The sequence below is a fragment of the Neobacillus drentensis genome (assembly GCF_036965425.1).
In the GTDB taxonomy this organism is placed as follows: domain Bacteria; phylum Bacillota; class Bacilli; order Bacillales; family Cytobacillaceae; genus Neobacillus; species Neobacillus drentensis_F.
On the sequence record NZ_JBALPP010000007.1, the window covers coordinates 40,365 to 63,536 of the forward strand.

General features: G+C 40.7%; 21 protein-coding genes. 15 read left to right on the top strand and 6 right to left on the bottom strand.

Features of this window, described 5'->3' with window-relative positions; all coding sequences use genetic code 11:
- The coding region (locus V7161_RS01290; protein ID WP_335441924.1) for an ATP-grasp domain-containing protein at nt 1–688 on the top strand (688 nt) is incomplete at its 5' end.
- Between the two features lie 53 nt (nt 689–741).
- Here the strand turns inward: V7161_RS01290 and V7161_RS01295 are convergent.
- Nucleotides 742–1,800 (bottom strand): lactonase family protein, encoded by a 1,059-nt coding sequence (locus V7161_RS01295; RefSeq protein ID WP_335441925.1) that lies wholly within the window; start codon nt 1,798–1,800, stop codon nt 742–744.
- A gap of 165 nt (nt 1,801–1,965) precedes the next feature.
- Here V7161_RS01295 and V7161_RS01300 point away from each other — a divergent pair, with 165 nt between their 5' ends.
- Together V7161_RS01300 and V7161_RS01305 are read left to right on the top strand one after the other, a co-directional pair.
- Nucleotides 1,966–2,670, top strand: coding sequence for a DsbA family protein (locus V7161_RS01300; protein ID WP_335441926.1), 705 nt, complete (start codon nt 1,966–1,968; stop codon nt 2,668–2,670).
- A 1-nt stretch (nt 2,671) separates the two neighbouring features.
- Nucleotides 2,672–3,097, top strand: a complete 426-nt coding sequence (locus tag V7161_RS01305; protein WP_223591727.1) for a disulfide oxidoreductase — start codon at nt 2,672–2,674, stop codon at nt 3,095–3,097.
- A gap of 89 nt (nt 3,098–3,186) precedes the next feature.
- On the opposite strand, the gene V7161_RS01310 is transcribed toward V7161_RS01305, so the two are convergent.
- The 3 genes from V7161_RS01310 to V7161_RS01320 all read right to left on the bottom strand — a co-directional run bounded on the left by V7161_RS01310 (nt 3,187) and on the right by V7161_RS01320 (nt 5,190).
- Nucleotides 3,187–3,267: a YjcZ family sporulation protein gene (locus V7161_RS01310; RefSeq protein WP_335441961.1), complete on the bottom strand. Its 81-nt coding sequence runs from the start codon at nt 3,265–3,267 to the stop codon at nt 3,187–3,189.
- A gap of 92 nt (nt 3,268–3,359) precedes the next feature.
- Nucleotides 3,360–4,616, bottom strand: a complete 1,257-nt coding sequence (locus V7161_RS01315) for an FAD-dependent oxidoreductase (RefSeq protein ID WP_335441927.1) — start codon at nt 4,614–4,616, stop codon at nt 3,360–3,362.
- 127 nt (nt 4,617–4,743) lie between these two features.
- Nucleotides 4,744–5,190: a Dps family protein gene (locus V7161_RS01320; protein ID WP_335441928.1), complete on the bottom strand. Its 447-nt coding sequence runs from the start codon at nt 5,188–5,190 to the stop codon at nt 4,744–4,746.
- Nucleotides 5,191–5,529: 339 nt separating this feature from the next.
- On the opposite strand from V7161_RS01320, the gene V7161_RS01325 reads away from it, so the two are divergent.
- On the top strand, nt 5,530–6,126 hold the full coding sequence (locus V7161_RS01325; RefSeq protein ID WP_335441929.1) for a cell wall hydrolase: 597 nt from the start codon (nt 5,530–5,532) through the stop codon (nt 6,124–6,126).
- Nucleotides 6,127–6,208: 82 nt separating this feature from the next.
- Here the strand turns inward: V7161_RS01325 and speB are convergent, their stop codons facing one another.
- Nucleotides 6,209–7,141: an agmatinase gene (gene speB / locus V7161_RS01330; RefSeq protein WP_223591721.1), complete on the bottom strand. Its 933-nt coding sequence runs from the start codon at nt 7,139–7,141 to the stop codon at nt 6,209–6,211.
- Between the two features lie 202 nt (nt 7,142–7,343).
- Here speB and V7161_RS01335 point away from each other — a divergent pair, with 202 nt between their 5' ends.
- The 10 genes from V7161_RS01335 to V7161_RS01380 all read left to right on the top strand — a co-directional run bounded on the left by V7161_RS01335 (nt 7,344) and on the right by V7161_RS01380 (nt 21,114).
- Complete coding sequence (locus V7161_RS01335; protein ID WP_335441930.1) at nt 7,344–8,684, top strand: APC family permease; 1,341 nt, start codon at nt 7,344–7,346, stop codon at nt 8,682–8,684.
- 389 nt (nt 8,685–9,073) lie between these two features.
- A complete protein-coding gene (locus tag V7161_RS01340) occupies nt 9,074–10,474 on the top strand; it encodes an APC family permease (RefSeq protein WP_335441931.1) in 1,401 nt (466 codons plus the stop codon).
- A gap of 570 nt (nt 10,475–11,044) precedes the next feature.
- Nucleotides 11,045–12,334: a Glu/Leu/Phe/Val family dehydrogenase gene (locus V7161_RS01345; RefSeq protein WP_335441932.1), complete on the top strand. Its 1,290-nt coding sequence runs from the start codon at nt 11,045–11,047 to the stop codon at nt 12,332–12,334.
- Between the two features lie 16 nt (nt 12,335–12,350).
- Nucleotides 12,351–12,641: an SAV0927 family protein gene (locus tag V7161_RS01350; RefSeq protein WP_335441933.1), complete on the top strand. Its 291-nt coding sequence runs from the start codon at nt 12,351–12,353 to the stop codon at nt 12,639–12,641.
- A gap of 24 nt (nt 12,642–12,665) precedes the next feature.
- Complete coding sequence (locus V7161_RS01355) at nt 12,666–12,914, top strand: hypothetical protein (protein ID WP_335441934.1); 249 nt, start codon at nt 12,666–12,668, stop codon at nt 12,912–12,914.
- Between the two features lie 112 nt (nt 12,915–13,026).
- Nucleotides 13,027–15,162 carry a sigma 54-interacting transcriptional regulator gene (locus V7161_RS01360; protein WP_335441935.1) on the top strand — a complete coding sequence of 712 codons (2,136 nt, stop codon included), beginning with the start codon at nt 13,027–13,029 and terminating at the stop codon, nt 15,160–15,162.
- Between the two features lie 207 nt (nt 15,163–15,369).
- Nucleotides 15,370–16,842 carry an aldehyde dehydrogenase family protein gene (locus tag V7161_RS01365; protein WP_335441962.1) on the top strand — a complete coding sequence of 491 codons (1,473 nt, stop codon included), beginning with the start codon at nt 15,370–15,372 and terminating at the stop codon, nt 16,840–16,842.
- A 21-nt stretch (nt 16,843–16,863) separates the two neighbouring features.
- Entirely contained in the window at nt 16,864–18,237 is a 1,374-nt protein-coding gene (locus V7161_RS01370) for a putrescine aminotransferase (RefSeq protein ID WP_335441936.1), read from the top strand.
- A 47-nt stretch (nt 18,238–18,284) separates the two neighbouring features.
- Nucleotides 18,285–19,655 carry a 4-aminobutyrate--2-oxoglutarate transaminase gene (gabT, locus tag V7161_RS01375; protein ID WP_335441937.1) on the top strand — a complete coding sequence of 457 codons (1,371 nt, stop codon included), beginning with the start codon at nt 18,285–18,287 and terminating at the stop codon, nt 19,653–19,655.
- Nucleotides 19,656–19,692: 37 nt separating this feature from the next.
- A complete protein-coding gene (locus V7161_RS01380) occupies nt 19,693–21,114 on the top strand; it encodes an NAD-dependent succinate-semialdehyde dehydrogenase (RefSeq protein ID WP_335441963.1) in 1,422 nt (473 codons plus the stop codon).
- Between the two features lie 138 nt (nt 21,115–21,252).
- Here V7161_RS01380 and V7161_RS01385 read toward each other — a convergent pair whose 3' ends face one another.
- Nucleotides 21,253–21,696 (bottom strand): MarR family winged helix-turn-helix transcriptional regulator, encoded by a 444-nt coding sequence (locus tag V7161_RS01385; protein ID WP_335441938.1) that lies wholly within the window; start codon nt 21,694–21,696, stop codon nt 21,253–21,255.
- A 163-nt stretch (nt 21,697–21,859) separates the two neighbouring features.
- On the opposite strand from V7161_RS01385, the gene V7161_RS01390 reads away from it, so the two are divergent.
- Nucleotides 21,860–22,996: an HAD family hydrolase gene (locus V7161_RS01390; protein WP_420491544.1), complete on the top strand. Its 1,137-nt coding sequence runs from the start codon at nt 21,860–21,862 to the stop codon at nt 22,994–22,996.
- Nucleotides 22,997–23,172: the final 176 nt, after the last annotated feature.

Genomic DNA, 23,172 nt, shown 5'->3' on the forward strand with positions numbered 1-23,172 from the left:
GCTTAAAGAGAATGGAATAAATATCATTGTATCTGAAAAGAATGTTGTTGATATTTGCACAGACAAATATTTAACATATAACTTTCTTGAAGATAATGATTTGCCGTCTGTTCCGACATATATTGAAATAGATAAAGTAATACAGGAGCTTAATAAAGGGCGTATTCAATTTCCATTAATGATGAAGCCGAGAAATGGAAGTGCGAGTAAAAATATCCATAAGGTTTCTTCAATGAAGGAACTATATGTAATAAAAGAGATTTACGAAGATTTGATTGTACAGCCATTTATAGAAGGTGAAGAGTTTGGCGTGGATTGTTATATTGATTTAATAACAAAGGAAACTACCAATATATTTATGAAAAGAAAGATAGTGATGAGAGCGGGGGAAACAGATAAATCCATAGCAACAAAAGACCCTGAATTAAAGCGGATCATTGAAAAGCTTATAAGGGTTCTTAAGCCAATTGGACCAATAGATATTGATTGTTTTAAGACTGAAAAAGGTTACTTGATATCCGAAATTAATCCAAGGTTTGGAGGTGGATATCTCCATGCACATGAAATGGGGCAAAGTTTCGTTAAAAATATCATTAACAATTTAAATGGAGTTCCTAATGAATCCAATCAAGAGGACTATAAAGAGGGAACAACATTGGTAAAATATGATCATTTTATCGTGTTATAAATTCAAGAAATCCACTGAAAAAGGATAAGCCGTCAGCTTATCCTTTTGGTGATTTATACATGCAAAAACTTCACACAAACCGGATGAGGAACAACAATATCAGAATTAATAAGCGTTAATCTTCCAGTTGGATCATCTCTGGAAAATAACACAAGATTGCTCGATTCCTGATTAGAAGCCACGATGAATTTCTCCGTTGGATCTAAAGCGAAATCTCTCGGCCAATCCCCTTCAGTTGACGTATGCTCGATAAAGCTCAACTCTCCGGATAATATATCTGCTCTAAATACAGCGATGCTGTTATGCCCCCGGTTACCGGCATAAACAAAACGCCCATCAGAAGAAATATGAATCGCACTGCCTTGGTTATTTTCCGTAAAATCATCAGGAAGGGTCGAAATATATTGTTTTTCAGTGAAATGACCATTTTCAGGATGGTAAGTTAATACAATGACCTCTGAGCTAAATTCTGTCATGATATAGGCAATCTTCCCATTCGGATGAAAAGTTAAATGTCTTGGCCCGCTTCCGGCTTTTAATGGTAATCGGCTAACCTCGGTAAGTTTACCCTCACCACTTATTTCATATGTAATCAGTGCATCAATACCTAATTCCACAACAGCCAGGTATTTTTCATCAGGGGTGAGTCCCGCATAATGGGTATGAGGTTTTTCCTGTCTTGGATCTGGACCGCGGCCTTCATGCTTTGCTGCTGAAATAACTGGTTTAACAGCGCCATTCTCCTGGTTAATCTGCTGGGACTCTACTAAGCCTTTATGATAATTTGCACTGAACACATATCGATTTTCGCTGTCTATACTAACATGGCATGGAGGAGAGCCCTCAGATCCTTCACTGTTGATTGCCGTTAGTTCCCCTGCTTCACTTATAGAAAAAGCGGCAACCCCACCAATATTCCCTTCCTTTGCAACAGAATATAGATATCGGTTGTCATTGCTGATTGCTAAATATGTAGGATTTTCTAACTCGGCTGCAACAGAAACATCCTCTATTTTTCCTCTATCCGAATCCAAGGTAAAGGAGTAGATCCCCTTGCTGTCACCTTTTGTATAGGTTCCAATATAACCTATGTATTTATCGTTTCTTGACATTATACCAACTCCAATTAGTTATATATAATTCCCTTCTTATATTATCCTATTATTGTTATTTAGCTCACCTTAATGCTCAGAATTGATATCTTTTGTTTGCATTATTAATATGGATAGGTAATATTTATACTATTAAGGACAACAATTTACATAAGGAGTCTGTTTATGGCAAATAACAAAAAGCACACGAAAAATAGTAAGAATTCATCATCTAAGTTTATATTCTGGGTAGTCGGTCTAGTAGCCGTTGGAATCTTGGCTCTCATTTTTTTCGGAAATCATAATAAGGATCAGAATAATACCGCTTCCGAGAAAATTGATTACGCTAATCAGCCATTCCTGGGCGATAAATCTGCACCAGTCTCCATCATTGAATTCGGTGACTATAAATGCCCAAATTGCAAAAACTTTGCCGATCAAGTAATTCCTCTAATTCAAAAAGATTTGGTGGATACAGGGAAGGCTAAATTGTATTTTATGAATGATTCGTTTATCAATGTTGATTCTGAACGCTCTGCTAAATTTGCGGAATCCGTTTATCAGGAATTAGGAAACGATACGTTTTGGAAGTTCCATGAACTTCTTTATAAAAAACAGCCAGAAGATTCTAAATATGAAAAAATCGATCTATATACAGAAAAATTCTTAACAGATACGTTGAAAGAAGTGGCCAGCGACAAAGATGTTGATAAGGTTGTCCAAAACTTCCAAGCAAAAAAATCGGATGCTGCCTGGAAAAAGGATATGGATTACGCTGGAAAATTAGGTGTAACAGGAACGCCAACCATTTTTGTAAATGGCAAGAAGTTTGAAGGCGGAAGTATGGACGATTTAAAAAAGATGGTTGATAAAGCGGCAAAGGGGAAATAGCATGAATAAATCCTTAGTAGTCTCGTGGGTTGCAGCTTTAATTGCGACACTCGGCAGCTTGTACTTTAGTGAAGTCATGCACTTTGTACCATGTACGCTTTGCTGGTATCAGCGGATATTCATGTATCCGCTAGCCATCATATTGGGGATTGCTGTCTACCGAAACGATAAGGGAATTTATAAATATGTATTGCCGCTGTCAATCATCGGAATCCTAATATCAGGCTATCATACTTTATTGCAAAAGATTCCTTATTTACAACAGTTTGAAATGTGTACAAGCGGGGTTCCTTGTTCAAAGGACTATATCAATTGGCTGGGATTTATTACGATTCCCCTATTAGCGCTGATTGCTTTTATTACCATAACGATCAGCTTAGTGATTCTTGCCCGCAGTCAAAAGGAGGAAGAGACTATCCAAGGATAGTCTCTTTATCTTTAAACAAAAAAAAGAGCAGTAAAACCATGAGATTTTACCGCCCTCTTTTTATTAAGGTGTAATGGCCATTGCCATGATTAGTACATCCAAGATGCACCAACAATGATCAAAAGGATAAACAACACAACGATTAGCGCAAAGCTGCTACTGTGTCCCATTTCAAAGTCACCTCCTATTTAATAATTACAATTTATGCAAATAGGAGAAAAATGAAATGGACAAACGTTGATTCGCAGAAAAAAGATTGAAATTAGCTATATTGCGGTCTTAGTTTGGAACGTTTGTTGACGTGCTGTTCGGCACTTAATGCTGCAATCGCACCATCAGCTGCAGAGATAACGGCTTGTTTAATCGGTGTTCTTCTAGCGTCGCCGCCTGCAAACACTCCATCAACATTTGTACGAAGATGGTCGTCAACGATCACATAACCCTCATCATCTCTCATGACGGCTCCATTGAGGAAATCAGTCCCCGGTTTCATTCCACCAAGATATAAGAAAATACCATCGACATTCCAAGTTTCCACTTCTTTTTTATCATTTAGAATCACTAATTTCTCAACACTATCTGTACCAATGATTTCTCTGACGCGGTGACGTCGATAGATTTCGACCTTTGGATTATATTCTAAGGTTGAAAGGTCAGTATCACCCTTTAACTCAGTAGGAATTAATATTTTAACGGTCTTGCAATACTTAGCAAGTGTTTCAGCTTCATGAATAGCTTCGTCATTATCACCGACAACTGCAACAACCTGATCTTGATAAAAGGCGGCATCACAGGTTGAACAGTAGCTGACACCGCGGCCGGTGAATTCTTCTTCTCCATTAATCTTGCTGGAAGGAGCTTTTGCGCCAACGGCAATAAAAACGCTTTTTGCCTTAATCGTTCCTTCAGCTACCTCTATCATTTTGATTTCATTTGAAAAATCAACAGAAAGAACAGTAGAGCGGACGAATTCTGCACCAAAGTCTTTTGCTTGTGCTTGCATTCTTGTCAGCAGTTCAAGACCTGTTACTTCTTCACGCACCCCTGGATAGTTAGCGATTTTATGAGTAATCGCTAAAGTTCCTGCCTTTGGCGCCTTATCAATGACAAGGGTTTTTAATTTTCCGCGGGCAGCATAAACAGCAGCAGACGCTCCGGCAGGTCCTCCGCCAATGGTTACAAAGTCATAGACTTCTTCAAGGATCTTTTCATTAACTGGCTGAAAAATGGATTCTTCACTTTCCGGTTGTGGAGTGTAAATTTCTGCTGGCTTGTCCTCTTCAGACAACTCAAGAAGTTTAATAAATTTTTTCTCCTGAAAGCCTAAAACGAGCTTTCCATTAATAAAGGTCGCAGGTGTTCCAAAAATTTTGCGTTCCTTTAACTGATCAAAATATTCTTTATGAATCGAGGCATTACGTTCTTCAAATTCAATTCCCTTTTCTTTAAGATATGATTTTACTTTTTCACAATAAGGGCAACCGGAGCTGCTATATACGATGACTTCGTGTTTAGACATACGAGGGTACCTCCTAATACATTTTCTTAATTACAATAATAATATTAATACTAAATAAAAGTCAAACTTTTTTAATAATAATTCTAATTAAAAAAAGCCCAACAAATAATGTTGGACTTTAAGTAAATTAAATTGTTTTGCCAAGGAATGCCGTCAGCATCCAAACATGCTTTTCTAAACCTGAATGGATAGCGAGCAGCATATCGCCGGTGGTTTCATCATCTAACTCCCCAGCTAGACTCATTCCTTCTTTTATTTCCCCAATAATGATCGAAAAGTCGTTAATTATCGATTGAACCATTTCTTCAGCAGATTCTGAGCCTGTTGCTTCTTGAATGGATGAGATTTCAAGGCATTCTTTCATGGTTGCCACTGGCTTACCTCCGATTGCAAGCAAACGCTCTGCCAATTCATCGACATGGAGACCGGCCTCATTATAGAATTCTTCAAATTTGGCGTGAAGGGTGAAAAATTGCCCGCCCTTCACGTACCAATGATAGTTATGTAATTTCATATACAAAACAGACCAATTGGCAATTTGTTTGTTAAGTACGTCCACTAATTGACTTCTCATAAGAAATCCTCCTTTATATCATCTCGTTATATTATTTCCAATAATACACGTGAAATCCTGTGTGATTTTAAGGAAATTGTTGTCAGTTTGGTGAAAGTTTCTCGTTACTATGTTACATGGCTGAAATAAATTGTAATAATAATCCCTCCATTATCCAATAAAGCATTTTTATGGGGTTTATTACAAATAGGATAGACCTTCCATTTCGGTCAGGAACGCTTTGATAACAGGCGGTCTCTTTGTTAGTTTTTACATTCCATTTTTTGGCTAATGAATTCGTATGTTACAACTGGTAGCCTTAGGTGTAGAGAAACGAGCTACTAATCTAGGAGGTTTCAAATGAACAAATTTAAAAAACTAGTAATTGCAGCTGGTCTTATCTTATCAATGTCAGCATTTACGGTTAATGGAAAAACAGAGGCAGCTACGACAACTCATAAAATTCAGTCTGGAGAAACTTATTGGAAAATTGCAAAAGGTTTTGGTGTGCCTTTAAATAGTTTAATGGCAGCTAATCATTCTAAGCCACTTTATACAGGACAAAATATGCTGATCCCGAACTCTCCTTATACAGCAGCAGAGAAAGATCTAATGGCACGTCTTGTCCGTGCAGAAGCAGTGGGAGAGCCTTATGCTGGGAAAGTAGCAGTTGCTACAGTCATTTTAAATAGAGTTAAAAGCCCTGACTTCCCAAACACAGTTCGTGGAGTTATCTATCAAATTGCAAATGGGCACTATGCTTTTACACCTGTCCAAAACGGTCAGATTAATCAGCCTGCGGATTATGCCTCAAAGCGAGCTGTTAATGAAGCAATCGCATTTAGTGGAAAAGGAAACGGCTCATTATTTTTCTACAACCCTAAAACCGCGCAAAGTCAGTGGATTCTAACACGCCCAGTTACCGTAACAATCGGAAATCATCGCTTTGCAAGATAATCATTAACATTCCATAAAAATAGATATTTATACAAAATGGCAGTGGATTCCCAAAAAAGGGAGTCTCACTGCTTTTTTGTATTTATTTATTAATTTTAAGTGCTACTAAACTAGCAAAATCATGAATGATGGTCGCTGCGAGAAGGGAAGTAATTTGAGTTGGGTCGTATGGCGGCAGCACTTCGACTAAGTCAAAACCAATAAAATTAAAGTCTGTTAGGGAACGGATAATTTGTAAGGTTTCAAAGCTATTTAATCCACCGACCTCGAGTGTCCCCGTTCCCGGTGCACAGGAAGGATCAACAAAATCTATATCAAAGCTAAGGAAGCAAGGGGTATCCCCAATTTTTTGTTTGATTTCTCTTATAACATCCTCCATTCCACGTTCCTTTAATTCAGGTGTCGTAATGACACGGTAGCCCAAGTCCTTGCTGGCATCAATATCGCCTGGATGGTTGAGTGTACCGCGAATCCCAACCTGAAAAACCTTATCTGGAATAAGCAGATTTTCTTCGTAGGCTCGGATGAATGGAGAACCGTGCCAATATTTTTCATCATAATAGGTATCCCAAGTATCGGTATGGGAATCAAAATGAATTAATGCAACAGGCCCGTGCACCTTGGCTGCTGCTCTTAAGTTGGCCAACGTCACTGAGTGGTCTCCGCCAAGACCAATGGGAATGATTCCTTTTTCCATCAATTCCATGACTGCTTTTTCAATGACCTCGTAGCTGCGATGGATATTATGAGGGATCACGGAAACATCGCCAATGTCAATAGCATTGCAATCATCAAACGGATACACCTTGTGAATCGGATGATACGGAAATAAGGTCATTGACGCCTGACGAATGGCTTGCGGTGCGAACCGGGCCCCAACACGGAAGGATGCGGCAGTATCAAACGGCATGCCGACAATCGCTAATTTCGCATTTTCTCTTGCGGAAGGCAGCCTCATAAACGTGCCTGTCGTACAAAATTCAGGTTTTACGTCTGGTGATAAAGGATAGTGCATTTTTAGATTCCCCCATTTCTGTTTTTTCAAAATTAAATGATGCAAGTTTTATGCCAAATAAAAGGAAGGGGATCTTCAAAAATGGCACGGAAATTGCAAGCATACATACTGATTTTAAAAATAAGGGGGAATAAAAAATTTTAAAAAGACAAAGGGGTTCTCTTGAATTGAAAGCGGTTTAAAAAAAGGGGAGGTATGATAGGTGGAAAATGGCGTAAAGTTGAAAAGATCGTTAAAGCTTTGGCAGATTGTTATTATGGGGCTTGCTTATATGACCCCCATGGTTGTGTTCGATACGTTTGGGATTGTTTCAGGGGTAACCAATGGTCACGTACCAAGTGCCTACATTATTGCATTGATCGGCATGCTTTTCACAGCAGCAAGCTACGGCAAACTGGTAAAGGTTTTTCCTCAGGCAGGTTCGGCTTATACCTATACACAAAAGGCGATAAATGGCCATTTAGGATTTCTGGTTGGCTGGTCCTCTTTACTTGATTATTTATTTTTACCAATGGTCAACGCTTTATTAACCAAACTATACTTAAATGCTTTGTTTCCATCCGTTCCTGATTTTATCTGGGTATTAGTATTTGTCGGAATAGTTACCTTTCTTAATTTACGCAGCGTTAATATCCTGGCAAATTTTAATTCCATTTTTGTGGCCGTGCAAATCTTGATTATGATCGTCTTTATCATCCTTGTCGTTAAAGGGCTGAATGGAGGCGAAGGAGCCGGAACTGTGCTCAGCCTTAAGCCTTTTTTTGTGGAAGGAATGAACATTCCAGTCCTAATTACAGGAGCAACGATTCTCTGTTTTTCCTTTCTTGGTTTTGATGCGGTTACAACCCTCTCTGAGGAAACACCAAATCCAGAAAAAACAATTCCAAAAGCGATCCTTTTAACAGCTATATGGGGAGGAGTCATTTTTATCACCACATCGTTCTTTATTCAGTTATTCTTCCCTGATATTTCAAGATTCAAAAATCCTGATGCAGCCTTGCCGGAAATCGCTCTGTATGTGGGGGGAAAGCTGTTTCAATCGATTTTCTTATGTACAACCTTTGTCAATACTCTAGCATCTGGGCTAGCTTCACATGCAAGTGTATCGCGACTATTGTATGTTATGGGGCGGGATAAAGTCTTTCCTGAGAAATGGTTCGGCTTTGTCCATCCAAAATGGAGGACGCCTGCGTTTAATGTTATCTTTGTCGGTGTCATCTCCTTATCAGCATGGTTCTTTGATTTAGTTACTGCTACATCGTTAATTAATTTTGGCGCCCTAATGGCGTTTACGTTTGTAAATCTATCTGTTATTAGTCACTTTGCCGTCCGGCAAAAAATGCATCGGTCCCCAAAAGGATTTTTTGATTACATCATCATGCCATTAATTGGAGCCGCTGCAGTAGGAATCCTCTGGGTAAATCTTGAAATAAGTTCCTTGACCATGGGCCTTATATGGTTTGGGTTCGGCTTTATGTATTTGCTCTATCTAACAAAAGCATTTCGGGCAGCGCCGCCGCAATTTAAAACAGAAGAAGCATAATGAACCTTTAAGCCTTTAATCATTCTCTAGATTGAAGGCTTTTTTGATGCCCTTGTTATGCAAATCAGATTAGATTATGCAAAATTTCATAGATTTTAAGGTTGTTTTATTAATTATTTAGTTTAGGCTCTTTTCGTAAACTTTGTTGCTCTTAGAACTTTTTAAGGATCATTTACAAAGTTTCTAGGCAATTTTCGCAAATGTTCTTACGAAAAGATGCCACGAAGAATCATGTTATACGGCTTGATGAACTAATACGAAAAACAATAATCTTTGCGAAAATAGCCTTAGTTAAAAATTATTGGCATAAAAATTGCAACTATTTTGAATAGTTATATAATTATTTTGAAGGGGAGGTTCTATTGGTTTTCATATTGATTTGAACAAAAATGAAACTGCTTACATTTATTTTTTTTAAAAAAGGAGAGTTGTTCAAATTGGAGAATGTTACCCTTAAGCGTTCACTCGGCCTCTGGGCCATTGTTGGCCTTGGATTAGGCTACATGACGCCGACTATTGTATTTGATACATTCGGAATCGTTTCTGAAGAAACAAATGGTGTTGTTCCTCTTGCCTATCTAACGGCATTGGCTGTTATGTTGTTTACAGCGATTAGTTATGGAAAGATGGTCCAAGTGTTTCCAAGCGCTGGATCTGCCTATACGTATACGAGAGAAACAATGAGCCCCCATCTTGGATTTATCGTTGGATGGGCAGCCTTGCTTGATTATATCCTCTTACCCATGGTAAATGCCTTGATTATCCGAATTTATATGGTATCCGTCTTTCCTTCTGTTCCAGCATGGATTTGGGTGGTCTGTTATGTCGCGATCGTTACTGCCATTAACGTATGGAGTATGAGTAAAACCTCAAATTTGAATTCCCTTCTTGTTATTTTTGAAGTTGTCTTAATTGTTGCTTTTATAGTTCTCGCTTTTGTGAAGTTATCCCAAGGGATGGGGCAAGGAACGATTTTCACTACGGAACCGCTTTTTCATTCCAATATCCATTTTGGTGCTGTTTTGACTGGTGCCACAGTGGTTTGTTTTTCCTTTATTGGTTTTGATGCCGTTACGATGTACGCTGAGGAGGCCACTGATATAAAGATAATGCCGAAAGCGATTATGTTAACGGTTTTAATCGGCGGCGCCATCTTTTTTATCTGTGGTTACTTCGCCCAAGCTTTATTCCCAGATATTTCGGGGTTTAAAGTAACGGATGATACCTTACCCGAAATTGGCTTGTTTGTTGGAGGAACGCTCTTTAAACTAGTTTTTCTTGCAGGTGCGTTTGCTGCAACTGTCGCTTCCGGGCTGGCATCCCATGCGAGTGTGGCACGTCTATTATATGTAATGGGACGGAACGGCGTCCTTCCGAAAAAGCTATTCGGTTCGGTTCATCCAAAATTTCGGACACCTGCTTTTAATGTTATTCTCGTCGGGGTAGTTTCACTGCTTGCGGTAGCACCGAGTCTTGAGCTTATTTCTTCCTTTATTAACTTTGGAGCGTTGATTGCGTTTACCTTTGTGAATTTGTCGGTTATTGCCCATTTCGTTTTCCGTCAAAAGAGATACAAAACCGGAAAAGATATTTTCTCTTTTCTCGTAATGCCTATCCTTGGAGCAGGTACCACGGGGATTTTGTGGTATAACCTCCAAGCAGATGCCCTCATCGGAGGAATTGTTTGGATTGTCATCGGGTTAATCTATTTAGGCTTTAAAACCAAAATCTCAAAAACAAGCATTGTAGATCTTCATTTTGATGAAGCTGAGAAACCTACTCCTTTATAAGAGGAAGTTACCTGAGTCAGGCATGATGCCTGGCTTTTTGGTTGTTTTGTGGGTGGCACGTAAAATGGAGAATTTTTTTGTTGATTGGCATTTAACAGTGCCCTCGGCACGAAAATCTAGAGGTAAAACGGGCATTCTGAATAGCCGACAGTGCCTGCGACAGACGATTTAGAGGTAAAACGGGCACTCTGAATAGCTGACAGTGCCCGCATCCGGTGATTTAGAGATGTGACGGGCACTCTGAAAGGCTGACAGTGCCTGCGTCCGGCGATTTAGAGGTAAAACGGGCACTCTGAAAGGCTGACAGTGCTCACGTCCGGCGATTTAGAGATGTGACGGGCACTCTGAAAGGCTGAAAGTGCCCGCGTCCGGCACTTTATAGATGTGATTGGCACTCCGTCCAATAGAGGTATCGTGTGGGAAAATACCAATTATGCAATATCGCATAATCGACTCATTTTTTCATAGAGCTTGCATTTTTCTAAATTAAAAAGCAGCAATATTCCCCCTTTCTTAAGTTGGCACGAATCTTGCTTCTACCTTAATAACAACAAAAAATGAGGTGTTATGATGGCAATCGATTCTTTAGATTTGAAAAAGAGCGAGGTATTAAGGGAAAAGGATAACTCTTTAATTGAGTTTCAGGAAACACTCAGAGAGGCTGCTCAAATCCTGAATTATCCGCCGCAGGTCTTTGAATTTTTAAAGAAGCCGATGAGATTTTTAGAGGTAAGCATTCCTGTTCGGATGGATAACGGACAGACAGAGATTTTTCAAGGATACCGGGCCCAGCATAATGATGCATCAGGTCCGACAAAAGGCGGAATACGCTTCCACCCGGATGTGACCCCTGAAGAGGTAAAGGCATTAGCGGGCTGGATGAGCTTAAAATGCGGGATTACCGATCTTCCATATGGCGGGGCAAAGGGCGGGATTATCTGCGATCCCCGAATAATGAGCCTTGATGAACTGGAACGGCTCAGCAGGGGCTATGTTAGAGCGGTCAGCCAAATTGTGGGCCCGACCAAGGATATCCCGGCACCGGATATGTATACAAACTCGCAAATTATGGCGTGGATGCTCGATGAATACGATCATATCCGTGAATTTGATTCACCAGGTTTTATTACAGGAAAACCCATTGCACTAGGCGGCTCAAAAGGAAGAGAAACAGCCACCTCAAAGGGCGTTTTGTACACCCTTGAGATGGTATGCGAATTAAAGAAACAGCCAGTTGAAGACCTGAAAGTCATCATACAAGGATTTGGAAATGTAGGAAGTTACCTTGCAAAGTATTTATATGATTTAGGAGCTAAAGTTGTTGGCATCAGCGATGTCCTTGGCGGTTTATATGATGAAAACGGCCTCGATATCCCATTCCTCCTCGAAAATAGAGACTCGTTTGGGATTGTATCAAATCGCTTTAATAGCTCGATAACAAATCAGGAATTATTAGAAAAAGAATGCGATGTCTTAATTCCAGCAGCGATTTCCGGGGTCATTCATAAACAAAATGCCAGCAGGATGAACTGCACTATTATCATCGAGGCGGCGAATGGGCCAACGACAAAAGAAGCGCTGAAAATTCTCGATGAACGAGAGATTCTCGTTGTACCGGATATACTTGCAAATTCAGGCGGTGTGATCGTTTCTTATTTCGAGTGGTGTCAAAATAACCAGGGATATTATTGGACGGAGGAAACCGTTGATCAAAGGCTCAAAGAAAAAATTACTCAGAGTTTCCTAAATGTTTTTAATACCTCCAAAAAATATAGTGTTAATTTAAAAATTGCTGCTTATATCGAAGGAATTCAGAAATTAGCCGAAGCCTCAAGACTTAGAGGCTGGCTGAAATATTAAAAGGGAGGAATAAAGCATGAAATTAGATATTTTATCTGAACAAAAAGAACGCCAGCTTTTACATTACTTTTGCTTAATCTCCAATAATCATCGTTATGATTTGACAATCGGCTATTCAGAGCATTTTTTTGGAAAAGCAATGGTAACCTCAATACAAACAGGGAACATGGTCCTGCTCTGCCAAGAGGACACCTATGCAGAGGAACTTTGGGCCGACAGACTTGGTATCGAGCATGAGGACATTCCGGAATTCCAAGAGTTCTTTGGTCTTGTATTACAAACGGCGCCCTATCAGGAACAATATTAAGCAGGGGATTGGAGGAGATGTTCTATGTACTTAGGAGTGGTTATAAGCCCGTGCTTCGGGAGAATAGAAAAAGTGGCAATCAAAAATGAAGAAAGAATTTATGAATGGGAACCATTATTCGTGATAAAAGCAGATGACGGACATGTGAAGATGATCCAAACCGGTGTTAGTGGTGAGGTAGAGTCACTCGAGGTACAGGAAGGAGATAACGTTATTCCTGGAATGGTCCTTGCCTATATAAAAGAAGATTTATTTATAACCGGCAGTGATTAAACGTTTGAAAAAGAAGATGGACTATACATCTTCTTTTTTAATGATTTTTTATTTAAAAAATTCTGATTAAAGTGGTAGTATAAGGTTGATAGGATAGAAGGGGATGAAAAATATGTTTTCCGTCGAAATGGAAAAAATCAAGCCAATTATTTCAGTCACAGCAGAACATCAAGAAGAAATAAAATCAACCTTAAACAATATAAAAGAACCCTTTATATTCTTGGAAAAACAAAATCAATTATTTGCCTATGTATCGTTAAACAATCAATTGCTAGAAAGGCTGAAAGAGAATCATTTTTCAATAGATATTTTGCTCAACCACGCAAAGTCCATCGAAAGTATTTGCCATTTAAGTGAGAATATTTCTCTGCCTGCTTTGTTTCAAATTATAGGAGAGCCGTTTGCGATCATAAAAGGCGAAGATGGTAAACCCTCAGGCTACATAAGAAGAGAAGATGTTCTGGCCGAGCTATTTAAACAAGAGAATAAAAGCGTTGATTTGCTTAAAATTATTTTAACTTCCATCCCGATGGGGATATTTGTCCTTGATAAGGAAAAACGCATCATCAATTGTAATGAAGCTGGATTAAAAATGATTAAATCAACCGCCGAAAAAGTCTTAAATTTTCCTGCAGAAACAATATTCAGCAAAGAGCATATAGACCATGTGTTTTCAACCGGAAAAACCCTTCTCAACCATCTGGAGATTACGAACGAAATGGGTGTCCTCGTCGATTACAGCCCAATTATGAACTATGATGATGTGGTCGAAGGAATCATTATCGTTGTCCAGGATTTGCCGATGGTCGAAGAAATGGCAATGGAAATTGAATATATTAAGGACTTGAATAAAGACTTAAATGCCATTCTTTCAAGTATATATGATGAAATCCTTGTGGTTAATGCCAAAGGAGAATTAATCAGATTTAGCGATAATATTATTCAGGATTTTTGGAAGGTCGATCTCAAAGAATTAATTGGAAAAAATATTCTTGAGCTTGAGGATCAAGGGCTGTTTACCCCCTCAGTTACCAGACTTGTTTTAGAAAAACGAAAAAAGGTATCCGTTGTTCAGGAAACAAAAACGGGTCGAAAAATTCTAGCGGTTGGAAATCCTGTTTTTAATGAAAAAGGAGACCTGGACCGGATTATTGTGGCTTCAAGGGATATTACCGAGACAACCCGCTTAAAAAGCGAACTTTTAGAAATGCGCAAGATATCAGAACAATATAAGAAAGAATTAGATGATTTTAAATCGAAAGACCGCTTCTTAAAAAAGCTGATCTACTGCAGTCCAAAGATGGAAAAGATTATGAACCAAGTGAAGAAAATCGCCGACTTCTCCTCAACCGTTCTCCTTCACGGCGAATCTGGGGTCGGAAAAGAAGTAATAGCCCAAGCGATACACCAGTTAGGAAAGCGATCTTCAAAACCATTCCTCAAATTAAATTGCGGGGCAATTCCGGAAAACTTATTGGAAAGCGAATTGTTTGGCTATGCAAAGGGTGCTTTCACGGGTGCCGATAAGAATGGAAAAGAAGGGTATTTTAAACAGGCCAATGAAGGGATTTTGTTTCTTGATGAAATTGGCGAGATGCCGATGCATCTTCAGGTGAAACTGCTCAGAGTGCTTCAGGAGCAGGAGGTTATTCCAATCGGAAGCACTACGCCAATCAAGGTCAATGTGCAAATCGTCGCCGCTACGAACAAAAAATTAGAAAAAATGGTTGAGGAAGGGACCTTCAGAGAAGATTTATTTTATCGCTTGAATGTAATTCCTCTCCATATTCCGCCATTAAGGGAGCGGACGGAAGATATATCTTTACTGTCTTTCCATTTTCTGCAGAAGCTTAATGAAAAATACGACCGAAATTATCATTTAACCCCCGATGCCGTGAATGTCATGGAATTCTATCCATGGCCGGGTAATGTCAGGGAGCTGCAAAACATTATTGAACGATTGGTGGTAACAGCAGATCATTCGGCGATTGATGCCGAGTTTGTCAGCCAGTTCTTATCACTCGGTTATGAGCACAAAAAAATGAAGCCCGTTATAACCAGGGTTATCCCATTACAGGAAGCAATCGATCATGTCGAGGAACAACTGATTGTCCTGGCAATGAACCAGTACAAGACCACTACCAAGGCTGCAAAAGCACTGGGAATCAGCCAGTCTTCCGTCAGCAGGAAATATCAAAAAATCCTAAGTGAGAAAAATATGAATATCGAAAACTTATCTACCATTTAAGCAAAAACTGCTTCCAGATATCTATTCTGGAAGCAGTTTTTTGTTTATGCAGAAAATACTATAGTTATGCAAAAATGAATAGCCTCGCAATTTAATTTTTCTAAAAGCACAATTTTACTAGGTTTTATGTTTTGGCACGCTTCTTGCAATATAAGTTAGTGAGGGAATTAAAAGGAGGAATTGATAATGGTCGAGGTAAAAAATCGAGTGATTAACCTAAAAATGTTCATTGATGGTGAATGGAAAGATGCTGAAAATCAAGAAACACGCCCAGTTATTAATCCTGCCAATGGCAAGGTAATTTCATATGCCCCAGAAGGAACAGTTGCCGATGCGCGCGCGGCCATTTACGCTGCCCGCCGAGCATTTGAGGAAGGTGTCTGGTCAGGTATATCGGCACAGGAACGAGCCTATTATTTATTTAGAATCGCTGACAAAATTGAGGAATATGCAGGGGAGCTTACTCAACTCGAAACCATGGATAACGGTAAGACCTTAAGAGAGGCAGGATTTGATGTCGGCGATGCCGCTGCCTGTTTCCGTTATTATGCAGGCCTGATTACAAAGCCAGACGGTTATACGTATCATGTAGCCGACCCAATGCAGGCAATGGTAGTTCGTGAACCAGTGGGCGTGTGCGGTCTGATTGTTCCATGGAATTATCCGCTATTAATGAGCGTTTGGAAGATTGCCCCTGCTCTGGCTGCCGGCAATACCATTGTTTTCAAACCCTCAGAAGTGACTCCTGTAACTCCTAAAAAATTATTCGAGATTTTTGAAGAGGTTGGTCTGCCAAAGGGTGTAGCTAATATGGTGATGGGCGCAGGTCCAGTTGTTGGAAACGAAATTGCCTCCCATCCGGAAGTGGATATGGTTTCATTTACCGGCGGTACGAAAACAGGCAAACATATTATGAAAACAGCTGCCGACACGATGAAAAAGGTATCGCTTGAGTTAGGCGGAAAATCCCCGAATATCATTTTTGCAGATGCTGATTTTGAAACCGCTGTCGATTATGCATTATTCGGAATTTATGCCGGTGCTGGTCAAGTGTGCTCGGCCGGATCCAGAATTCTGGTTGAAGAGAGTATTTACGAGCAATTTGTCGAACGGTTTGTTGATAGGGCTAAGAAAATTCAAGTAGGACCAGGCAATGATCCATCCACAGAGATGGGCCCGCTTGTCAGCCAGGAGCATTTGGAGAAGGTTCTTCATTACATCGAGCTTGGAAAGCAGGAAGGTGCAAAGGTCGCTTGCGGTGGCAGCCGAATCGTTCGTGACGGCTTCGAAAATGGATATTTCGTTGAGCCTACTGTTTTTATAGATGCCAAGCAAGATATGCGAATCGTCCAGGAGGAAATTTTCGGACCTGTAGTCGTTATCCAAAAGTTTAAGGATGAAAACGAAGCGGTAAAGCTCGCGAATAGTACGGTTTATGGGCTTGCCGGTGCCGTATTTAGCACGGATGGAGCCAAGGCGCTTAGGGTTATTAAAAAGCTTCGCGCCGGGATTACCTGGATCAATTCCTATCATCCTACTTATAATGAAGCGCCGTGGGGCGGCTATAAACAAAGCGGAATCGGCCGCAGTCTAGGAACATTTGGCCTTGAGGAATTCCAAGAGATTAAACAAATTAATATCAATTTGCAGGTTGAGCCTGTAGGCTGGTTTTCAAACTAATACAAGATGAGGAGCGATAATATGAGTATCGATTTTAAACAAGAGACAAAGAGCGAGCAGAAGCAAAATGTGACTGATTATATTAACAAGGTTTTAAGTTTAATAGAAAAAGAACAGATCAACCAGGAAGAGGCGGCATGGATCACAAAGGAAACCGTCGATGGCTTCCGTGAGCACGTAAACCCTGGCTTCCTGGAATACCGCAAAACTGTTACAGAAGGCGGTCAATTCGCTGCCGTTGAATGGTCGGATAATGGTGCCTGCTTTAAGGATGTAAATGGTAAGGAATATGTTGACTGTCTTGGCGGCTTCGGAATTTACAATGTTGGCCATCGCAATCCAAAGGTGGTTAAAGCTGTAACCGATCAGCTAAAACGCCAGGCCCTTCATAGCCAAGACTTGCTTGACCCGCTTCGCGCCATGCTGGCAAAAATTTTAGCTGATATCACCCCTGGGGATTTGAAATATGCCTTTTTTACCAACAGCGGTACCGAGAGTGTAGAGGCTGCACTAAAGCTTGCAAAAATGTACAGCGAGCGGACCACCTTTATTTCGACGACTCGCGCTTTCCATGGAAAAAGCCTGGGTTCGTTGTCCGGTACAGCAAAAGGAATGTTCCGAAAGCCATTCCTGCCATTAATTCCAGGCTTCCGTCATGTGCCGTTCGGGGATATCGACATGATGAGAAAAACGTTTGAAGTGTGCGCTTCGGTAGGAGAAGACGTCGCTGCGGTTATTTTAGAACCAATTCAAGGCGAGGGCGGTATTATTCTGCCGCCAGAAAACTACTTAAAACAAGTTCGTGAGCTCTGTGACCAATACGGTTCTCTGTTAATTTTTGACGAAGTGCAGACAGGAATGGGACGTACCGGGAAAATGTTTGCAGCTGAATTGTATAATGTTGTTCCGGATATTATCTGTTTGGCCAAAGCCTTTGGCGGCGGAGTCATGCCGGCAGGAGCGATTGTGGCAAAAGAAGAAGTGTTTAAAAGCTGGTTCACAAATCCGTTCATGCACACAACAACCTTTGGAGGCAATCCATTAGCATGTGCGGCGGCGATTGCAACAATCGGTATTTTAATAGAAGAAAACTTGCCAGAAAGAGCAGGGGTAGTCGGTGAATATTTCCTTAATGAGCTGAAAGAAGCAGCAAAAGGACATGAAGACAAGGTTCAGGAAATCCGAGGCCAGGGCTTAATGATCGGAATTGAATTCCATAAAGATGAAATCGGCTATGAGGTTTCGAAAGGAATGTTTGACCGCGGCATTCTAGTGGCGGGAACCCTTATCAATTCCAAGACGATCCGTATTGAACCGGCTTTGACAATTAGCTATGAAGAGGTTGATAAGGTTGTCAGCACCTTCAAAGAGGTTTTAGCACAGGTCAAAGCGTAACAAATGAACTTTTAATGGCAGGTATAGGTAAAAGGGGGAGCACGAAATTGGAAAAGAAATACGTCAAGCTCCAAACAGAGATACCAGGACCGAAATCGAAGGAAATCTTGGAGCGAAGAAACAAATTTGTCCCGAAAGGAATCAGCAATAACTGCCATTCCTTTGTTAAAAAAGCACAAGGAGCCGTAGTCGAAGATGTGGACGGTAATTGCTATATTGATTTTGCTGGTGCTATTGGAACGTTAAACGTAGGACATTCTCACCCAAGAGTGGTGAGGGCTTTGCAGGAGCAGGCAAGCCAATATGTCCATACCGGCTTTAATGTCATGATGTATGAATCATATATCAATCTAGCCGAAAGGCTTTGCGAGCTTGCACCAGGCAAGTTTGACAAGCAGGCTGCCTTCTTTAACAGCGGCGCGGAAGCGGTTGAAAATGCGGTGAAGATTGCGCGAAGATATACGAAACGTCAGGGGATTGTCTCTTTTACAAGGGGCTTCCATGGCAGAACCTTAATGACCATGACGATGACAAGCAAGGTGAAGCCTTATAAGTTCGGTTTTGGCCCCTTTGCCCCAGAGGTCTATAAGGCGCCATATCCATATGTATACCGACGCCCTGATGGAATGAGCGAAGAGCAGTATACGGAGATGATTATTGAGCAATTTGAACAGTTCCTTCTCGCTGAAGTCGCGCCGGAGACAATTGCGGCAGTCGTAATGGAACCTGTTCAAGGAGAGGGCGGCTTCATCGTGCCTGATGCCGCTTTTGTAAAAAGAGTCAGAGAGCTTTGTACTCAATATGGCATTTTATTTATAGCCGATGAAATTCAAACGGGATTTGCCCGGACAGGCAAATATTTTGCGATTGATCATTTTGAGGTTGTTCCGGATTTAATTACCATATCAAAATCTATGGGGGCCGGTGTTCCGATCAGCGGCGTGATTGGCCGGGCCGAAATTATGGATGCTGCTGAGGTGGGGGAAATCGGCGGTACTTATTCCGGCAGTCCGCTTGGCTGCCGGGCTGCGCTGACAGTTTTGGACATTATTGATAGTGAAAACCTCAATGATCGGGCAGATAAGCTGGGAACCCGTGTTATTGAAAAGATGGACCATCTTGTCAGCCGTTTCGAATGTATAGGAGATGTCCGAGGCTTGGGAGCAATGTGCGCGATGGAAATAGTTAAAGATCGTAAGTCCAAAACTCCTGATAAAGAGGCTGTCGGTAAAATAGTCAAAGCAGCCGGAGAGCGTGGCTTGATGTTGCTTAGCGCCGGACTGTTTGGAAACGTCATCCGCATTCTTATGCCATTAACGATTACAGATGACCAGCTTGAAGAAGGCTTACAAATACTTGAGGAAGCGATGGAAGCAGTTTATCTGAAGGATCCTGCCTTATCGGTTGGGGGGAAATGAAATGGACACGCTTAAGCAAAAATATCAAATCTATCCAATGTATTTAAATGGAGATTGGATTGGCAGTGATTATGAGGTTTTTACAGAAATCATTAATCCGGCTACAAAAGAAGTAGTCGGGGCTGTACCGACTGGTGGTGCCTATGAAGCCAAACAGGCCGTTGATGCTGCCCATAAAGCCTTTAAGCCCTGGTCGAAAAAAACAGCGGATGAACGCTATCAGCTGTTAATGAAATGGTTCTATTTAATAGAAAAACATAAAGATGAGATTGCTAGAATCATGACAATTGAACAAGGAAAGCCGTTGAAGGAAGCTCTTGGTGAGGTCCAGTATGCCAACGGGTTTATCTCCTGGTATGCAGAAGAAGGAAAACGGATTTATGGGGAAACCATTCCCGCATCTCATCCAAATAAACGGATTCTTGTCAGAAAAGAGCCTGTGGGTGTCGTAGCAGCGATTACTCCATGGAATTTTCCTGCTGCGATGATTACCAGAAAAGTAGGTCCGGCGCTCGCAGCTGGTTGTACAGTCGTCGTAAAGCCGGCCACGCAAACACCTCTTACTGCTCTCAAAATGGCGGAGCTTGCTCATGAGGCTGGCATCCCTAATGGTGTCATTAATGTCATTACCGGCAGATCCTCAGAAATCGGGGATGTGTGGTTAAAGGACCCGCGTGTTACGAAGATAACCTTTACGGGCTCAACTGAAGTAGGAAAAATGTTAATGCGGGGCGCGGCTGAAAATGTTAAAAAAGTGTCACTTGAGCTTGGTGGAAATGCCCCGTTTATTGTCATGGAGGATGCGAATCTGGATAAAGCGGCAGTTGGCCTGGTGCAATCGAAATTCCGCAATGCCGGCCAGACATGTATTTGTACGAACCGGGTTTATGTCCATGAAGGCGTAGCGGATAAATTTATTAAGCTTTTTCAGGCGGAACTAGAGAATCTTAAAGTCGGCAACGGGCTTGAAGAGGGAACGGATATCGGCCCATTAATTGATAAAGCTGCTTATAAGAAAGTAGAAAGTTTGGTAAACGATGCGCTTAAAAAGGGTGGAAAAGTCACCTATAGCGGGCTGAAACCTGCTAAAGATACCGGCTATTTCTATGCCCCTACAATATTAACCGATATCCATGACGAGATGGAATGTATGAAGGACGAGATTTTTGGTCCGCTGGCACCAATCTCTACTTTCAAAACAGAAGAGGAAGTCATTGAACGGGCAAACAACTCCTGTTACGGATTAGCTGCCTATGTATATACAGAAAATTTAAGCCGTTCTTTTAGAATAACGGAGCAGCTGGAGTATGGAATCATCGGACTAAATGATGCCCTGCCTTCCGCCGTTCAGGTTCCATTCGGCGGCTATAAAGAAAGCGGTCTGGGCCGTGAAGGCGGACATTTCGGAATTGAAGAGTTTTTAGAAGTAAAATATATTTCCATCGGTTTAGACTTCTAAATACATGTTTTCACACGAAGAATGTAAATGCCTTAGTCGCGGGGGAAGGGGTTTATATAGTCAATACAACCAATAGAAAACAAGCCGTGTAGTGAGCTAACCACCTGCACGGCTTGTTTTTTAGTGTTTGGTTCCAAACTATCTCGTTACTTTTTGCAGATTTCCGATTAATTGATTCATTTTAAAAAGTAAGTCCGTATATTCACCTTTCCCAAGGCCGAAATGAGGAATACACTTTTCAGGCAGTTCAAGTGCATCCTCTCTAAGTTTAATGCCTTTTGAGGTCAGCTCTACAAATACTTTGCGCTCATCATCACTTGCCCGGACGCGGCTTAACAGGTCCATCGCTTCCATTCGTTTTAGCATCGGTGTCAAAGTGCCGCTGTCCAAATAAAGGAGTTCGCCAATATCTTTGACAGTCAGCCGCTCATGCTCCCATAAAACCGTTAATGTTAAAAATTGCGGGTAGGTTAGTTCGAGCTTATCTAATATTGGCCGGTATAACCGGGTTATTTCTCTAGAACAAGCGTATATTGCAAAACATAACTGATTATCAAGTTTTAATAAATCTTCAGAGTTCAAAAGTCCAATGCCTCCCGGTCTATTTAATTGTACGCAATTAAATTTACATAAATTTATTTGGAAAGTCAATCCCTTATTAATATTTGTATAATTGGATAAATTACTTTATATTATTTCGATTGCTGTGTTACGATAGCGTATAAATGCATACTTGGAAATGAGGGTGGGGAAGTTGATTAAAACCATTTTATTTGACGTAGATGGTGTACTTTTGAGTGAGGAGCATTATTTTGATGCTTCAGCTTTAACTGTTTGGGAGATGTTAATAAGCTGCAACTACTTAGCCTTGTCACCTGAAAAATTTAAAACGGATTATAGTGAATTCGAAGTAAAGGAAATAAGAGAGCGTGTGTTTGATCACGACAATGTCCTTAAATTTATGAAATCACGCGGCTTAAACGCTAACTGGGACATGATCTACTTAGCATTCAGCTATCAACTTATCCACTTATTGTCCCAAATTAAGGACACAGAATCCGAAAAAATCAGCCAATGGTGTCAGGCACCAATCAATCGAGAAACACTTTTAGAGATCGGCAGGGTGTTAAGTAATTATAATGCAGAACCGGATTTTAATTTGTTTGTTGGAGATTTTGAACGGTCCAATGCGACGAAGCAGGAGCTCATGGATTATTTAAATGTGGTTGCTGGTGAAAAGCTTGGTGTGGAAACGTCTATTTTTAAGGGGAAGGATGAGCTATGGTCTATTTGTGAACATGTTTCCCAAGAATGGTATGTAGGTGACGAAAATGTTCTCGAATCTACAGGCAGGCCGTCTGTGCAAACAGGTAAAAAAGGTTACTTGGCAAATGAATCCACATTAGCCCCTCAAGAAGAAATTGCTGAACTTTTCAAATTCCTGCGCACTAATGGTTATGAAATCGGAATTGGTACTGGAAGGCCTGAGCTTGAAACCATCCAGCCTTTCGAGCATCTAAACTGGCTCAAGCAATTTGAGAGGAATAGAATAGTTACAGAAGACGATGTCCTCAAGGCGGAAAAACAGCTTACAGAGCGGAAAGCCTTATCAAAGCCGCATCCGTTTACATATATTTATGGTTTCCATCGTAAAGAATTATCGGTTGAAGAATGTTTAAGCCTTCCATTGCCAATTGAAAATGGTGAAATGGTCTTAATTGTGGGAGATTCTTTAGCTGACCTTCTGGCTGCCAGACAAATGGGCTGCAAAATTGCCGCGGTTTTAACCGGATTATCCGGAAAAGATGCAAGAAGTGAGTTTGAGAAGCATAAGGCGGATTATATTTTGGATTCCGTACTTGATTTGAGAAGTATTTTATAAATCAAAGCTTATTTCTTAAACATGGCTCTCTTGGGTGATTCGCCGATAAAATAGAAAATTCGCCGATAAAGTGTTTGAATTCGCCGATAAAATCACAAATTCGCCGATAAACTTGTTAAATTCGCCGATAAAACCGATTCTTTAGTAAATTGGATGTAATATTACACTAAGGGAAT